The organism is Caballeronia sp. SEWSISQ10-4 2 (genome assembly GCF_030464885.1).
Lineage (GTDB): Bacteria > Pseudomonadota > Gammaproteobacteria > Burkholderiales > Burkholderiaceae > Caballeronia.
The window spans coordinates 136,849-153,770 of record NZ_JALPRJ010000011.1 but is presented as its reverse complement, the minus strand read 5'-3'; the positions used below and the strand labels follow the sequence as shown (position 1 = coordinate 153,770).

Below are 16,922 nucleotides of genomic sequence, written 5' to 3'. Positions count from 1 at the left end.
TAACGATTTTTATTGTTAATACATAACAATTAGACGGTAGGCTCCATAGACAATTACGGGTTTTCCCTAGTGCTCATCGGGTGGTTCGGCTAAAATTCGTTTTGCGACGCACCATGTCGCACGACGAATCCAGGAGCCACCATCGTGAACATGCCTTTCAACCGCCACACCGCATCGATCCTCGCAGCAGCCGATCGCTCGCAGACAGCTGCCGGTCGTTCGCCCGTTCTCGTTCGTGAACTGTCCTCCACCGATCGCGAACGCCTGCTCACCCACTTCCTCGCTCTCGACGAAGACGACCGCCTGCTGCGCTTCGGCCAGATCGTGCCGGATCGTGTGATCGAGAACTATGTCGCGAATATCGACTTTTCGCGTGACACCGTGTTCGGCGTCTTCGACGACCGCTTGAACCTCGTCGGTGTCGGCCATCTGGCCTATCTGCCAGCCGAAGGCGACAAGCGTACGGCGGAGTTCGGCGTGTCGGTACTGGAAAGTGCGCGCGGCCGTGGCGTGGGTAGCCGCCTGTTCGAGCGTGCCGCCATCCGCGGCCGCAACACGCACGTTTCAATGCTCTACATGCATTGTTTGTCACGAAACTCGACCATGATGCACATCGCGAAGAAGTCGGGGATGAAGATCGAATATGCGTATGGCGAAGCCGACGCTTATCTGTCGCTGACACCCGCTGACCAGAGCAGCATCATCGCGGAGATGTTGCAGGAGCAAGCAGCGGTCTTCGATTACGCGGTCAAGCGCCAGGCGCGCCGGGCATCGCAAATGTTTCAGGCGTTCATGCCTACTGCGGACGCGGCCTGATTCAGGGCACAAATCAGCAAGCATGCGCAAAAGCACGAAAGGCGGCGAAAGCCGCCTTTTTTGCGTCTGGGGTTTCTAGCTGACAGGGTCAGCGGATGGGCAGCGCCGTCGTTTCCTTGAAGCGCTCCAGCGAGAAGCTGGTTTTAACGTCGATCACCGACGGATGGTGCAGCAATTCATCCTGCACAAAGCGTGAAAAGTGCTCCATGTCTTCCACCTGGACGCGCAGCAAATAGTCCATGTCACCGGTCATCGCGTCGCAGGCCACGACCTCCGGCCATGCGTGCACGGCTTCGCGAAACCGATCGGCGTGCGTCGGCGGATTTTTCATTCCCGCGGTTACCGTCGTCCCACCACGCTTTTCCAGCCGCACACTGACATACGCGAGCAGCCCAAGCCCGAGCAGCCGCGGCTCGAGCAGCGCGACGTAACCGCGAATCACGCCCTCTTCCTCCAGCCGCCGGATTCGGCGCAAGCAGGGACTCGGTGACAGGTTCACCTGATCGGCGATGTCCTGGTTCGACAGCCGTCCGTTCACCTGAAGAATCGCGAGAATTTTCCGATCGATGGCATCGAGTTCGACTTTAGCCATTTTCTGCCTCCCATTGACGTAATGACGGCATGAACGTGCGTCATCGTAGTCATGTGCGATTTAAATCGCAAGTATTCGCCGCGCTTTCATCGATAAACTTGTCTCAATAGTCCTCACGGTTCAGGAGACGAAGCATGCAGGCAACAACTTGGGACAACCCCGTCGGCACGGATGGTTTTGAATTCATCGAATACACCGCGCCCGATCCGGTCGCACTCGGGAAATTGTTTGAACAGATGGGATTTACGGCGATTGCCCGTCATCGTCACAAGGATGTGACGCTGTATCGGCAGGGCGAGATCAACTTCCTGGTGAACGCCGAACCCGACTCCTTCGCTCAACGCTTCGCGCGCCTGCATGGTCCGTCGATTTGCGCGATCGCGTTTCGCGTCGCCGATGCGGGCAAGGCGTACAAACGCGCGCTAGACCTGGGCGCGTGGGGCTTCGACAATAAAACCGGCCCGATGGAGCTGAACATTCCAGCGATCAAGGGCATTGGCGATTCGCTGATTTACTTCGTGGACCGGTGGCGCGGCAAGAATGGTGCGCAGCCCGGCAGCATCGGCGACATCAGCATCTACGACGTCGATTTCGAACCGATTCCCGGCGCTGAGCAAAATCCGGTCGGCCATGGTCTGACGTACATCGATCACTTGACGCACAACGTTCATCGCGGCCGGATGATCGAATGGGCCGAGTTTTACGAGCGGCTGTTCAATCCCCCCCCCCCCCCCCCCCCCCCCCCCCCCCCCCCCCCCCCCCCCCCCCCCCCCCGATGAGTTCGCCGTGCGGCAAGATTCGCATCCCAATCAACGAAGAAGGCTCGGATACGTCAGGGCAGATCCAGGAATACCTCGACGCCTACCACGGCGAAGGCATTCAGCACATCGCGCTGGGCAGCGACGATATCTACAGCACGGTCGACAATCTGCGGAGCGCGAAAATCGCGCTGCTAGATACCATCGACACGTATTACGAGCTCGTCGACCGGCGCGTGCCGAATCATGGCGAATCAGTCGCGGAATTGCGCAAGCGCAAGATCCTGATCGATGGCGTGCGGGATGAAATCCTGCTGCAGATCTTTACGGAGAACCAGATCGGCCCGATCTTCTTCGAGATCATTCAGCGCAAGGGCAATCAGGGTTTCGGCGAAGGCAACTTCAAGGCGCTGTTCGAATCGATTGAACTCGATCAGATTCGGCGCGGCGTGGTGAAGGACACAACAACGCCCGGCTAAGCGCGCCGCGTAGCACCATAAAAAAACCGGGAATCGAATCGATCCCCGGTTTTTTTTGCGGCGTTAACAACAATCCTCAAGCGTCGGAATTGTCCTCGTTATCCGTCGCTTGTTTAATCGAAACCTGTTCGACGCGAACCTGTGAAATTCGCGGGACGCCGGAGACCGTTACTTCCGATCCAGCCGGACCGCCGACGCGAACCGGCGTATTCATCGCAAAAAATGCTGCGGAAACCATCAGAAAGCTTTGGATATATCGTTGTTTCACTACTTCCTCCTTCAACTGCGTGCATCGGTATGTCCAACAATCGTGCGCTCGCCTGCAGGCCGAAACCCCGGCAAACGCGGAACGATCGGGCTGTTTGAATAGGCTCGACGCGAGCGGTTCCCCGATGACATCGAAATCCGGCCGTTTTTACACGTCGTAACACCTGTGCAAAGTTGAAATTACTTTTCAGCGGGTTTTTACCAGTGCTGGAAGAAATCCAAAACAGGCACACTCGGAATCCCGGCTGACGCGTTCACAAGACGCGAACGCCCTAAAGTGCTTTGGTGATCCCAAACGTTGGCGGAGAGACCCCACAATGAATGCCCCCCTTGACGCGGAACAACAAGCTTCCCTAGAAGCCGCGCTAAATTCCGTCACCCTCGACGACAAATACACGCTGGAGCGCGGTCGCGCGTACATGAGCGGCATACAGGCGCTGGTTCGGCTGCCGATGCTGCAACAACAACGCGATCATGCCGCGGGACTCAACACCGCCGGGTTCATTTCCGGCTATCGCGGTTCCCCGCTCGGCGCGCTCGATCAGCATCTGTGGAAAGCGAAAAAACATCTCGCTTCGCACCAGGTCGTGTTCCAGCCGGGCGTGAACGAAGACCTCGCGGCCACGGCCGTCTGGGGCTCGCAGCAGGTCAATCTTTATCCCAGCGCGAAATACGACGGCGTGTTCTCGATGTGGTACGGCAAGGGGCCGGGCGTCGATAGAACCGGTGATGTGTTCAAGCACGGCAATTCGGCGGGCTCCTCCCCGCATGGCGGTGTACTCGTGCTCGCAGGTGACGACCACGCCGCCAAATCGTCCACGCTCGCGCACCAGTCCGAACACATTTTCAAGGCGTGCGGTTTGCCGGTGCTGTTTCCGTCGAATGTGCAGGAATATCTGGACTTCGGCCTGCACGGCTGGGCGATGAGCCGTTACTCCGGCCTCTGGGTCGCGATGAAATGCGTGACCGATGTGGTGGAATCGTCGGCTTCTGTCGATATCGATCCGCATCGCACGCAAATTGTCCTGCCGACAGATTTCGCGATGCCCGATGGCGGCCTCAATATCCGCTGGCCTGATCCGCCTTTGGTTCAGGAAGCGCGGCTGCTCGACTACAAGTGGTACGCGGCGCTCGCCTATGTGCGCGCGAACAAACTGGATCGGATCGAGATCGAATCGCCGCATGCGCGCTTCGGGATCATGACGGCGGGCAAGGCTTATCTCGATGTGCGTCAGGCGTTGAGCGATCTGGGTCTCGACGACGAAACCTGCGCGCGCATCGGCATTCGTTTGTATAAGGTCGGTTGCGTGTGGCCGCTCGAAGCGCAAGGCGCGCATGCGTTCGCCCACGGACTGCAAGAAATTCTGGTCGTTGAAGAGAAGCGCCAGATCCTGGAATACGCGATCAAGGAAGAGCTTTATAACTGGCCCGATGCGCAACGGCCACGCGTGTTCGGCAAGTTCGACGAGAAGGATGGTGCAGGCGGCGAATGGTCCGTGCCGATGGGCAACTGGCTTCTACCTGCGCACTACGAGTTGTCGCCGGCGATCATCGCTAAAGCAATCGCCACGCGGCTCGACAAGTTCGATCTTCCCGCCGATGTCCGCGCGCGCATCGCCACGCGTATCGCGGTGATCGAAGCGAAGGAAAAAGCGCTGGCGCGACCGCGTGTGGAAGCGGAGCGCAAGCCGTGGTTTTGCTCGGGCTGCCCGCACAATACATCGACGAATGTGCCTGAAGGATCGCGTGCGCTTGCCGGTATCGGTTGCCACTATATGACCGTCTGGATGGACCGCAGCACGAGCACGTTCAGCCAGATGGGCGGCGAAGGCGTCGCGTGGATCGGGCAAGCGCCGTTCACCAACGACAAACACGTGTTCGCCAATCTCGGCGACGGCACGTACTTCCACTCCGGGCTGCTCGCAATCCGCGCGGCGATCGCGTCGAAGACCAACATCACGTACAAGATCCTCTACAACGATGCGGTGGCAATGACCGGCGGCCAGCCCGTCGATGGCGTGCTCACCGTGCCGCAAATCACGCATCAGCTCGCGGCCGAAGGTGCGACGAAGATCGTGATCGTCACCGATGAACCCGAGAAATATCAAGCGAACGTGGGATTGGCGCCGGGTATTGATGTGTTCCATCGCGAGAAACTCGACGAGGTCCAGCGTGCGCTACGCGAGATTACCGGCACCACGATCCTGATCTATGACCAGACCTGCGCGACGGAAAAACGCCGGCGCAGGAAACGCGGTACGTATCCAGATCCGGCGAAGCGCGTGGTCATCAATGAAGCCGTGTGCGAAGGCTGCGGCGATTGCTCGGTGAAATCGAATTGCCTGTCGGTCGAACCGCTCGACACCGAATATGGCACGAAACGCCAGATCAACCAGTCGACCTGCAACAAGGACTACTCGTGCGTGAACGGGTTCTGCCCGAGCTTCGTCACGGTTGAAGGCGGACAGTTGAAGAAGCCGAAGGTATCGAGTATTTCCGGCGACGCAATGCCACCGGTGCCCATGCCTGAGCTGCCGTTGATCGACCGGCCGTATGGCGTTTTGGTCACGGGCGTGGGCGGCACGGGCGTCGTGACGATCGGTGCGTTGCTCGGCATGGCATCGCATCTCGAGCAAAAGGGCGTGACCGTACTTGACGTCACCGGCCTCGCGCAAAAAGGCGGCGCCGTGATGAGCCATGTGCAGATCGCGACGCATCCCGGCGATATCCACGCAACCCGCATCGCAATGGGCGAAGCGGATCTGGTGATTGGGTGCGATCCGATCGTGACCGCCAGCGATGAGTGCGGCTCGCGCATGCAACCCGGCCATACCCGTGTGGTGGTGAACAGCGCCGAAACGCCGACTGCTGAATTCATCAAGAACCCGAACTGGCGCTTCCCGGGTGCGAGCGCGGAAGCCGATATCCGCACGGCCGCGGGCGAGCATGTTGCTCTCGTCGATGCCAATCGCTTTGCTGTTGCCTTGCTGGGCGATGCCATTTACACGAACCCGTTCGTGCTGGGTTTTGCGTGGCAGCGCGGCTGGGTGCCGTTGCGGCATGAGTCTTTGGTGCGTGCAATCGAATTAAACGCGGTGCAGGTTGAGAAAAATCTCGCGGCGTTCGAATGGGGACGTCACGCCGCGCATGATCTTGACGGCGTCGAACGGCTCGTCAGGGCGCAAGGTCGCGGCGGGGTATCGTCTGGTTCCTCTCAGCAAGGCGGCAGCAAGATCATCGCGCTGCACACGCCGAAGGCGCTGGATGCGCTGATTGAAAAGCGCATCGCTTATCTCTCCGACTACCAGAACGAAGCGTACGCGGCGCGTTACGGCCGGCTCGTGGCAGAAGTGCGCAAGGTGGAAGCCTCAATGGGTTCTGTCGATGGCCAGTACGCGCTGACCGAAGCTGTCGCGAGGAATCTGCACAAACTGATGGCGTACAAAGACGAGTACGAAGTCGCGCGTTTATATGCCGATCCGGCGTTTGTCGAGCGCTTGAAGGGTAGCTTCGAAGGCGACTGGAAGATCAATTTCCACCTCGCCCCGCCGATGTTCTCGAAGAAGGATGCGCACGGTCATCTCATCAAGAAGCAGTACGGCCCGTGGGTCTTATCCGCAATGAAGGTGCTGGCGAAGATGAAGTTCCTGCGCGGTACTTCGTTCGATGTCTTCGGCAAGACCGAAGAACGGAAGATGGAACGGGCGTTGATCGAGGAGTACGAGGCGCTGGTGAAGGAGTTGATCGGCGGCTTGACGGTCGAGAAATTGCCTTTGGCGATCGAACTGGCGAGTCTGCCCGATTCCATGCGCGGCTATGGCCATGTGAAGGACAACAACGTGAATGCGGCGCGTGTGAAGTGGAATGCGTTGCTCGTGCGGTGGCGTTCGTCACCAGGCGGTGAGACGCGGCAAGTCGCCTAGATTGCCGTTGAATGAAAAGCGCCCGATGATACTCATCGGGCGTTTTTCATTGGCAGTGTCATCGTTGCCCGGTTTTACGTTCGTTATGCCACGACTCGCCGCACGCCATGATGTCGCGACGTCCAATACGCGCTTTTCATCGATTCAACTCGAATGAAGCTTCCTCTCTTCGGTGCATGAATAAGCCGTTGGTCACCGACATAGATGCCGACGTGTGTCGCTTCACCACGGCGTGTATTAAAAAATACGAGATCCCCGGGATGCAAGTCCGACTCGGCAATCGCGCGGCCCTTCCGGCTGATTTGCGCGGAGAGAGGCGGCAACATTACGCCCGTCACGCTCTGATAGACATACCGCACAAAGCCGCTGCAATCGAGACCTTCTTCCGGTGTGTTCCCACCCCAAAGATAGGGCACGCCAATCATCGTTTCGGCTTTTTTCACGACACCGGCAAGCTTGCCGCCCCTGTTGCGGTTCGCCCCGAACGGACCTTGCGCCACCGGCTCCTTGTCGGGAAAAATTCGCTCGGCGAGCGCTTCGCTGTCCAGCGAATTCATATCGGCAATATCAATTGCATCAACGCCCAGTGTCCCGGCACCAGGATCCGAATGCCTCGCGTGCGCCGATGTTGTCGGCAATACGACGCTTACAAGCGCCCGGAGCTTCGCTCCAAACCGATTTAAAGACCTTGTTCATGCTGATTACCTGCAAAGAGTTGTGCGGAATGTGTCCGAAGCGAAACGAATTCAAGAAACGGTCCGTCATATCGGACAGAAGAATGAAACGATCCGCGACTCTACTCAGCATAACTTAGCATTCGAATCAGATTAGTCCGAGTAACGAAGGCATCGCCATACACGCCACACCCTTCTTCATCTCAATAAAAAATCACTAAGCTTTTTTATCGCATCCGGGTTACGTGAGACGGGCGCGCATGAAAAAACGGCGACTGGATCCAACCCGTCGCCGCTTCATGGCCATCTCAATTTACCGATATCAACTCTTCAGGATATCGTAATAAATTTTCACATCACGCTACGTTGCTCGTCGTCGTGACCCGTGCGTTCGCCGACGCCACCGCCGTCATGTTGATAATCCGCCGCACAGTCGCGGCGGGCGTGAGAATGTGCACCGGCTTGTCCGCGCCGAGCAGGAACGGCCCGACGGTCACGCCTTCGCCGCTCACCATCTTGAGCAGGTTGTACGTGATATTCGCAGCTTCCACGTTCGGCATGATCAGCAGATTGGCTTCACCCGTCAGCTTCGACCCCGGGAACGCGGCCTTGCGCACGACCTCCGACAACGCCGCGTCACCATGCATTTCCCCATCGACTTCCAGATCCGGCGCACGCTCGGCGATCAGCTTGCGCGCTTCCGCCATGCGCTTGGATGAAGCCGTCGGCACACTGCCGAAGTTCGAGTTCGACAACAACGCGACCTTAGGCGCGATCCCGAACTTCTCGATTTCGCGCGCCGCCAAAATCGTCATGTCAGCGAGTTGCGCGGGCGTTGGGATCTCGTTGACGTACGTATCGCTGATGAAGAGGTTGCGCCCTTGCAGCATCAGCAAATTCATCGCCGCGAAATTCTCCACTCCTTTCGCTTTACCCAACACTTGCTCAATGAATTTGAGATGGTCGTGATACGTATCGATCATGCCGCAGATCATGCCGTCCGCATCGCCGAGACGAACCAGGATCGCGCCAATCAGCGTGTTGAACTTGCGCAGCGCAGCCTTCGCGTTGTCCGGCGTCACACCTTCGCGCGCGGCGATATTGTGATATTCCTGCCAGCATTTCTGATAACGCGGGTCGTCTTCCGGATTCACTATCTCGAAATCGGCGCCGGGCTTGAGCTTCGAGCCCATCTTCTGAAGGCGCATTTCCACTACCGCCGGCCGCCCGATGATAATCGGCTTCGCAATCTTCTCCAGCAGCACGAATTGCGCGGCGCGCAGCACGCGCTCGTCCTCACCCTCGGCGAACACAATACGCGCCGGCGCCGACTTGGCCGCAGCAAACACCGGCCGCATCACCATGCCCGTGCGATAAACCGTCGTGCCCAGTTCCTCGCGATACGCGTCCATGTCGTGAATCGGCCGCGTGGCCACGCCCGAATCCATCGCGGCTTGTGCAACGGCCGGCGCGATCTTGATGATCAAGCGCGGATCGAACGGCTTCGGAATCAGGTAATCCGGGCCGAATTCGAGGGAATGCCCTTCGTAGGCTTTCGCGACTTCATCGCCTTGATCGGTCTCTTCGGCCAGTTCCGCGATCGCGCGCACGCACGCGAGTTTCATCTCTTCGGTGATTGTGGTCGCGCCCACATCCAGCGCACCGCGGAAGATGAACGGGAAGCACAGCACGTTGTTGACCTGGTTCGGATAGTCCGAACGGCCAGTCGCGATGATCGCATCGGGGCGCACCTTCTTCGCTTCTTCCGGGCGTATTTCCGGCTCGGGATTGGCAAGCGCGAGGATCAGCGGCTGCGTGCCCATGACCTTGACCATTTCCGGCTTGAGCACGCCGGCGCTCGAACAGCCGAGGAACACGTCGGCGTCGTGAATGGCATCGGCGAGCGTGCGGTCCGTCGTATTGGCCGCATACCGTTCCTTCGACGGATCCAGGTTGCCGCGTCCTTCGTAGATCACGCCTTTCGAATCGCAGACCAGGATATTCGACTTGTTCAGCCCCAAGTGAACGAGCAAATCGAGACACGCAATCGCCGCCGCGCCCGCGCCCGAACACACGAGTTTCACTTCGTCGAGCTTCTTGCCGACCACTTTCAGACCGTTGAGAATAGCCGCCGATGCAATGATCGCCGTGCCATGCTGGTCGTCGTGGAAGACGGGAATCTTCATGCGCTCGCGCAGCTTCTTCTCAATGTAGAAGCACTCCGGCGCCTTGATGTCCTCGAGGTTGATGCCGCCGAGCGTGGGCTCGAGCATCGCGATGGCATCGACGAGTTTGTCCGGATCGGTCTCCGCGAGTTCGATGTCGAACACGTCGATACCCGCAAACTTCTTGAAGAGACAGCCCTTGCCTTCCATCACCGGTTTGGCGGCGAGCGGTCCGATATTGCCAAGACCCAGCACGGCCGTACCGTTGGTCACGACGCCGACCAGATTGCCTCGCGCGGTGTATTTCTGGGCGTCGAGCGGTTCGTCGAAGATCGCCATGCAGGCAGCGGCGACGCCCGGCGAATAAGCCAGCGACAAATCCAGCTGGTTGGACAAAGGCTTGGTCGGCGTGACCGAGATCTTGCCGGGCTTCGGAAACTGGTGATACGCGAGGGCGCTGAGCTTCAGTTGTTCGTCCATGATTGGCCTGAGACGTTTAGGAAAAGAGTTGAGAAATTATTGGAATAGAGGGCTCGGAAGCTGTGCGTGGAAATGGTCGAATGTTGTTACGGATCAAAAGCACTTCGCGCGCCCGACCAGACTCGATGACGCCCCGCAACGACCCGGCACATAGGCAACAAAAGCGTTCGCACCGATGCGAAACACCCGGCCATAGCATTTTTCGGGGATAAATAGTGTACACCGCGCCATAAAATTGCCGCGCAGCACCATTTTCAACAGAAACGGTACGTGGGCATGCAAAACCGTATGCATCGATTGCACGGCAACTCCCGGATTCGCAAGACAATTCCAGCAACGAAACAACTGTGTCGCGATCGTCCGGGTCTTATCAGTCGGGTAAAATCCCGGGCTACGCGCGCATCGAACGCCGTCGATATTCCCCTCGACCGGACGTTACCGCTACGCCAGGCGCCAATGGCCGCCGCCGCTTGATCGCCAATCAAAACTGGCCCCAGGCGCCCCTTCAAAATCCAAGGATTCGCCCATGACAGGCTTCGACCGCCAGACGATCTCCGACACCACCGCCAAGATGCTGCTCGAAGTCCAGGCCGTGCATTTCAACGCGGACAAACCGTACATTTTCACGTCAGGATGGGCGAGTCCTGTGTACATCGACTGCCGCAAGCTGATTTCGTATCCGCGCGTGCGCCGCGCCCTGATGGAAATGGCCGAGACCACGATCCTGCGCGATGTCGGCTACGAGCAGATCGACGCGGTCGCGGGCGGCGAGACGGCGGGTATCCCTTTCGCCGCATGGCTATCCGACCGGCTGATGGTGCCCATGCAATATGTGCGCAAGAAGCCAAAGGGTTTCGGCCGGAACGCGCAAATTGAAGGATTGCTGACGGAAGGCCAGCGTGTGCTGCTGGTGGAAGACCTGACCACCGACAGCCGCAGCAAGATCAACTTCATCAACGCGCTGCGCGCGGCCGGCGCGAGAGTGAACCACTGCTTCGTGCTGTTTCATTACAACATCTTCAAGGAAAGCGTCTCGGTACTGAAAGATATCGACGTGGAACTGCACGCGCTGGCTACCTGGTGGGATGTGTTGCGCGTGGCGAAGGAAGCGGGTTATTTCGAAGCAAAGACGTTGGATGAAGTTGAGAAATTTTTGCATGCTCCAGCTGAATGGTCGGCGGCACACGGCGGCGTAACGGCATCGCCGCAATAATTCGTTGACACTGAATTTTCTTTGCCATTAAAAAAGCCGCTCGTTTCAATAAACGAGCGGCTTTTTTATGCAACGACATTAACGGTTATTACGTGTTGGCGGGAAGGGGATCGTCAGGATTTCCATCGCCCATGCAAGCCGAAAGATTTAACAACCCGTCACTCTGGGCATATTGAAACAATTCAGAATCCCGTTCAATTCCCAACTTGCGCATGGCGGTATTCTTTTGCGTGCTGATCGTTTTAATACTGCGCTTTAACTGCGCGGCAATTTCAGTAATGGTCATGCCGGACACGAATAAACGCACCACTTCCAGCTCCCGTTTCGACAACACCACGTCACGCTGCTGGCCACTCGCCGACAAGCCCATGCAGTGGAGCGCGAGACGCACCGACGGCCCGATATAGTCCTGCCCTCGCATCACATGAACAATGGCCAGTCCTATGTGGCTCAGATCGTCTAACTTGTTGATCACGGCCGTCACACCCACTTCACGCAAGCGTTTCAGGAGCGCGGGATTTTCGAGCATGGTCAACACGACGATGCGTACCGTCGGAAACTGACGCCCGATATAACCCAGCAACGGCATGCCGTCGCCATATTGACCGCCCGGCATGGCGAGGTCGGACACGACCACCTCGCAGGGCGATTTTTGCAAAAAGCTGAATCAATTCCGTCGATTGCCGCGCCTACCCAATCACTTCGATTTCGGGAAACTTCAATAGCGCCTGCGCGGCGCCAAACAGAATGACGGGATGGTCATCGGCGATAATGACTTTTATCCGTTGACCCGTTATTTACCCCTCGCTCGTAAATGGACAAATCCCTCGCGCATTATAGGCAATGTGCGCTCGTTCATTACATTGTCCCTTCGGCCGGGAGAGCGAAACTGCGGCTATACCCGACGTTACCGTGTTGCCCCTTGCTGAGTCTTGTTTTGAACATTTGAAAAGTTTTGTCCTTTCGCGCAATGTTAAACTTGAATCCGGCTCTAAGCCTATTTCTGAGACAAAATACATCGTTACAGTGGGTGAAACGCCAGATTTGGCTGCGTCCGTGACAGGAGAACTCGCACCATGCGCTTGGGGATCGGGCTTGTGGTTTGTGCTGTGTACCGCGTTGTTGGTTGGCGTGTCGTCAGGTTCCGAATTTCCCGCCGCTCGTTGCTGCTACCGGCTTTCTGCGCCGCGATGGGATCAAATGTGCCGCGTGCGGTCGCTGAAGTTGTTGTCGCAGTCCCTTTCACCTTGACAAGTACCGACGTCTCCGCGAACCAGCGAATGCCGCTCGCGCTCGTTTTCGACCAGAACGACTGCAAGGGTGGCAACCGGTCGCCGCAACTGTCATGGCGAGGCGCGCCGCCCAGCACGCAAAGTTTCGCCGTCACTGTCTTTGACCCGGACGCGCCCGGCCGCGGCTGGTGGCACTGGGCGGTCGCGGGCATTCCCGCGAGCGTCGCGCAGTTGCCGTCGAACGCAAGCGCCTCTGGCGCCTTGCGCAAGATGGGCGCGGTGGAATCGCGCAATGACTTCGATATCGACGGTTACGCGGGTCCTTGTCCGCCGCCGGGCAAACCGCATCGGTACATCATCACCGTCTACGCGCTCAACAGCAGCGACTTGCGCCTGCGTCAGAGCAGCCCCGCACTCATGTTCGAGCACGAAATCCGCACAACGACCATCGCGAGCGCGCAACTCGTGGTCACCTATGGGCGCTGAACGGCCTTTGTGGCGCGCCGGCGCGTCGAAATTAGCTTTGCTAGACTCGCCGGTGAACGTCACCGGCGTCGTTTCTTTACAGCCGGCCAACTTTTATCGCGAAGACGCGCGGCTCCGCTTGGTTCTTGGGCGACCTACGGCTTTGTATTGCAGACAGGGAAAGCAATGTCGAAAATTGTTATCGTTTATCACAGCGGCTACGGCCACACGAAAAAAGCCGCCGAAGCCGTACTGACCGGCACGATTGACGCCGGCGCGGACGCGAAGCTGCTCGCCGTCGGCGACCTGGACGATGCCGGCTGGGCCGAGCTCGACGCCGCCGACGCCATCATCTTCGGCGCGCCCACATACATGGGTGGCCCATCGGCGGACTTCAAGAAATTCGCCGACGCCAGCTCCAAACCGTGGTTCGCGCAATCGTGGAAGGACAAGATTGCGGCCGGGTTCACCAACTCGGCGACCATGAACGGCGACAAGCATTCGACTATCGCCTACCTCATCACGCTCGCGATGCAGCACAGCATGATCTGGGCTGGCACGGGCATGATGCCGTCGAACACGAAGGCGGCGACGCGCAACGACCTGAACTATGTCGGCGGTTTTTCAGGCTTGCTGACGCAATCGCCGGCTGACGCATCGCCCGACGAAGCCCCGCCGCCGGGCGACCTGGAGACGGCGAAAGCGTTCGGCGCACGAATCGCAGCGGTGACGGCGCGATGGAACGCGAAGTAGATTTTTAGACGGCGTTGCACCGTTTTTCAGGCCAATTGGCCGATGTCCCCGGCAATGCCATCGCGTTGTCGCGGAAGCGCATTAAAATGGCGTTTTGACCACGCTCGGGCGACATGACGTCCGGGCGGGACCGAACCCAGCGAGATCGAGATGACCACGAAAGTATTTGTCGACGGACAGGAAGGCACCACGGGCCTGAAGATTTTCGAATATCTGTCCGGACGGCGTGACGTCGAGGTATTGCGTATCGAGGAAACGCTCCGCAAGGACGTGGAGGAGCGCCGGCGCCTGATCAACGCGTCGGACGTCACGTTCCTGTGCTTGCCGGACGTTGCTTCACGCGAGTCGGTTTCGCTGGTAGACGCGGACAATCACCGCACGGTGGTGATCGATGCAAGCACGGCGTTTCGCACGCACGACGACTGGGCATACGGCCTTCCCGAGCTGATGCCGGCGCAACGCGAGCGCTTGCGCACAGCAAAGCGCATCGCGGTGCCGGGCTGCCACGCATCGGCATTCCTGCTTGCAATGAAACCCTTGGTGGCGGGCGGTCTCGTTTCCGCCGATTTCGCTGCGCACGCGTACTCCATCACCGGCTACAGCGGCGGCGGCAAGAAGATGATCGCGGATTATGAAGCGGGCGGAAATCCGCGGCTCGACAGCCCGCGGCCTTACGCGCTTGGCCTCACGCACAAGCATCTGCCGGAAATGGCAGTGCGCTCGGGACTGAAGCACGCGCCGGTGTTCACGCCGATCGTCGGCAACTTCCTGAAGGGCCTCGCCGTCACTACGTACTTTTCGCCCGACCAGCTCTCTCGCGCCACCAAGCCGCAAGACGTTCAGGCCTTGCTCGCCGAGTACTACACGAACGAACCGTTTGTGCGCGTGTTGCCGTTCAACGCGAATAGCAATCTCGACGACGGTTTCTTCGACGTCCAGGCCTGCAACGACACGAACCGCGTCGAGCTGTTTGTCTTCGGCAACGACGAGCGTTTTGTCACCGTCGCGCGCCTGGACAATCTGGGCAAGGGCGCCTCGGGGGCGGCGATCCAGTGCATGAACCTCGCGATTGGTGCTGACGAGGAATCGGGCCTCTCGCGCTAGTCCAATTATCGATTCGAGCGAATGGTGAGCGCGCCCGAGCGCTCATCGCTAAAAGCCGGTTTCCGCCATTGAGCGAAACCGGTTTTTTTACGCCTTCAATCTGCGCTCAGGGCGGTCTTCAAATCCCCATCTCGACATTCCCGCCCAGGTCAATCTGAACTTCGACTGTGTTTTTCATAGGGATTCTCCTAATTTATTTACGAACGTTCGTTCGTCGATGATTACGCGCTTTCGCACTTAAACTTTCTTCGTTTTGCATCGAAATGAAACGGATTTTCCCTAATCAACCTTACGGAAAAACTATTGTTTCAATGCGCCGTCTGCGCCTTGTCAGTCAAGGCACGGCCGGAAGACCGCTGTTTGAATCGATCTTTTAGACGTTTTAGTCGATTGACATACGAAAAAGTCATAGCGAAATTACACGCGCAAAACTAGATAAGGGAGACAGCGGTATGCCGTATGCCATTTCGAAAGGACTCGCGCTCGCACTTGCGACCGCCCCGTTGTTTGTTGCGTGCGGTGGCGGCAACGCCGACAACCCGGGTCCGATCAACACGCCGCAATGTTCCGGCGCGAGTTGTGGCACGCAAGGCGCGCCGGCTGTCGGCGCGGGCGCGGGACCGCTGTGTCCGGCCAACGCGGATATTGTCGCGAGCGCGTATCTGGGCGGCGCGGGCAGCGGTGAGATCGTGAGCCTGAACATCGATGCTGTGAACATGAAATACACGCTGAAGTGGCTCGAATCGCCAATTCCACTGGTCACGGGCACCGTCAATCCCACTCGCAAGGGCACGACGATCGTGGGCGCAGTGGTGCACCCGCCCGCAGGCACGCTGCCCACCGCGGAGCAAACGCGTTGCGCGTTTGTGCTGACGCCGGGAGGCGGGCTGGCATCGGACGGGTCGACGTATACGACCGCCGCCGCGTTCAACCAGGCGAATCCGCCGACCATTTTTATCGGCCAGGGTGTGGCAGGCGGCGGCATTCCGGGCGCGACCGTGCAATACAGCGGCGCGACGCTCACGGCCGACGGCGTCCATGCCGTTCCCGGCATTCCACCGTTGTTCCCGGTGCCGAACCGTCACTTCGACTTCTATCCGTTCATCGGTTTCTCGACGGTGAGCACGAACGTCGCGGATCTCAAGGGCACCTATAACGCGTTGCTTTACCACCTGGTTCCATCGAATAACTACTCAACCACGACCACGCAAGCCCAGGAGTCCTTCGATGCCGCCGGCAACTGCACGGTGCCCGTTCCGGCATCGAATACGGCTTGCCAGACGACGGGCGGCGCCTGGACGGCGAACGCCGGCGGCGCGTACTTCACCAGCGCGGTCGCGCCGCAAGTGCAGGGCAAACGCTCGTCACCGGCGTTGACGGCTCTCGGCTTCCCCGCGTTCCCTGCCGTCGCAAACGCGAACATGGTGATCGGCAAGATCAACGGCGCCATTGTGCCGATCGTCGTGCGCACGGGTCAGGTCTTCGTGCCATCGCCGCTCACGCCGCTGAACGCGAGTGCCTCGCAAGTCGACGATGAATCCGGCATCGCCATGCTCGCTCCGAACACGGTACTCAAGTCGGGCGCGTTCGATGGCGGTTATGTCGGCGCGGATTCGAACTTCAAGTACACGGCGACACTGCTGCAAGGTCCGGTCGGCTCGTTCATCAATCCGTCGACGCAAGCCTCCGAGACCGGTTTCGGCATGAGCTACGCGCAACAGTTGCCTGGCTTGATCGGCGTGCAGGACCAGAACGGTGGCCAGGGTGCGCTGATTTCGGCGGGCGGGATGTACGGGATCTTCATTGCAGGCAGCACGGTGAACGGTGGCCTGACTTCCACGTCCGCTAACGCCGATACGCCGGCGAGCCCGTACTTCGGTATCGGTGCGCTGCTCAGTAAATAAGCACTGCCAAGCACGCAACGCGTACACAAGCACGCAAAACCAGGGCAGCCGGCATGCGTCGGCTGCCGACGAACGAACAAATGTGGATGGAGACAGC

At 58.9% G+C, this 16,922-nt stretch carries 11 protein-coding genes and 2 pseudogenes; 8 read left to right on the top strand and 5 right to left on the bottom strand.

The genetic code is table 11. The features are described 5' to 3' along the window. Positions 1-150 precede the first annotated feature (150 nt). Positions 151-816, top strand: a complete 666-nt coding sequence (locus M0D69_RS10280; protein ID WP_301781931.1) for a GNAT family N-acetyltransferase — start codon at positions 151-153, stop codon at positions 814-816. An 88-nt stretch (positions 817-904) separates the two neighbouring features. Here M0D69_RS10280 and M0D69_RS10275 read toward each other — a convergent pair whose 3' ends face one another. Next, positions 905-1,408 (bottom strand): Lrp/AsnC family transcriptional regulator, encoded by a 504-nt coding sequence (locus M0D69_RS10275; protein WP_301781913.1) that lies wholly within the window; start codon positions 1,406-1,408, stop codon positions 905-907. A gap of 134 nt (positions 1,409-1,542) precedes the next feature. Here M0D69_RS10275 and M0D69_RS10270 point away from each other — a divergent pair. Then, a pseudogene (locus M0D69_RS10270) lies at positions 1,543-2,645 on the top strand (4-hydroxyphenylpyruvate dioxygenase family protein). A 76-nt stretch (positions 2,646-2,721) separates the two neighbouring features. Here M0D69_RS10270 and M0D69_RS10265 read toward each other — a convergent pair. Further along, positions 2,722-2,913 carry a hypothetical protein gene (locus M0D69_RS10265; protein WP_301781912.1) on the bottom strand — a complete coding sequence of 64 codons (192 nt, stop codon included), beginning with the start codon at positions 2,911-2,913 and terminating at the stop codon, positions 2,722-2,724. A 316-nt stretch (positions 2,914-3,229) separates the two neighbouring features. Between M0D69_RS10265 and M0D69_RS10260 the strand changes: the two genes are divergently transcribed. Then, positions 3,230-6,835 carry an indolepyruvate ferredoxin oxidoreductase family protein gene (locus M0D69_RS10260; RefSeq protein WP_301781911.1) on the top strand — a complete coding sequence of 1,202 codons (3,606 nt, stop codon included), beginning with the start codon at positions 3,230-3,232 and terminating at the stop codon, positions 6,833-6,835. A gap of 83 nt (positions 6,836-6,918) precedes the next feature. Here M0D69_RS10260 and M0D69_RS10255 read toward each other — a convergent pair whose 3' ends face one another. Both M0D69_RS10255 and M0D69_RS10250 read right to left on the bottom strand, forming a co-directional pair. Next, on the bottom strand, positions 6,919-7,392 hold the full coding sequence (locus M0D69_RS10255) for a C40 family peptidase (RefSeq protein ID WP_301781910.1): 474 nt from the start codon (positions 7,390-7,392) through the stop codon (positions 6,919-6,921). A gap of 473 nt (positions 7,393-7,865) precedes the next feature. Beyond that, positions 7,866-10,154 (bottom strand): NADP-dependent malic enzyme, encoded by a 2,289-nt coding sequence (locus tag M0D69_RS10250; protein ID WP_301781909.1) that lies wholly within the window; start codon positions 10,152-10,154, stop codon positions 7,866-7,868. Positions 10,155-10,680: 526 nt separating this feature from the next. Between M0D69_RS10250 and M0D69_RS10245 the strand changes: the two genes are divergently transcribed. Beyond that, positions 10,681-11,367, top strand: coding sequence for an orotate phosphoribosyltransferase (locus tag M0D69_RS10245; RefSeq protein WP_301781908.1), 687 nt, complete (start codon positions 10,681-10,683; stop codon positions 11,365-11,367). A gap of 88 nt (positions 11,368-11,455) precedes the next feature. On the opposite strand, the pseudogene M0D69_RS10240 reads toward M0D69_RS10245, so the two are convergent. Beyond that, positions 11,456-12,164, bottom strand: a pseudogene (locus M0D69_RS10240) (response regulator). 393 nt (positions 12,165-12,557) lie between these two features. On the opposite strand from M0D69_RS10240, the gene M0D69_RS10235 reads away from it, so the two are divergent. From M0D69_RS10235 to M0D69_RS10220, 4 genes are all read left to right on the top strand, one after another. Then, the gene (locus M0D69_RS10235; protein WP_301781907.1) at positions 12,558-13,085 is read left to right on the top strand and encodes a YbhB/YbcL family Raf kinase inhibitor-like protein; all 528 of its coding nucleotides are present in this window, start codon (positions 12,558-12,560) and stop codon (positions 13,083-13,085) included. 165 nt (positions 13,086-13,250) lie between these two features. Further along, positions 13,251-13,817 (top strand): flavodoxin family protein, encoded by a 567-nt coding sequence (locus tag M0D69_RS10230; protein ID WP_301781906.1) that lies wholly within the window; start codon positions 13,251-13,253, stop codon positions 13,815-13,817. Positions 13,818-13,967: 150 nt separating this feature from the next. Beyond that, a complete protein-coding gene (gene argC / locus M0D69_RS10225; protein ID WP_301781905.1) occupies positions 13,968-14,921 on the top strand; it encodes an N-acetyl-gamma-glutamyl-phosphate reductase in 954 nt (317 codons plus the stop codon). Between the two features lie 452 nt (positions 14,922-15,373). Continuing rightward, positions 15,374-16,825, top strand: coding sequence for a DUF2957 domain-containing protein (locus M0D69_RS10220; RefSeq protein ID WP_301781904.1), 1,452 nt, complete (start codon positions 15,374-15,376; stop codon positions 16,823-16,825). Positions 16,826-16,922: the final 97 nt, after the last annotated feature.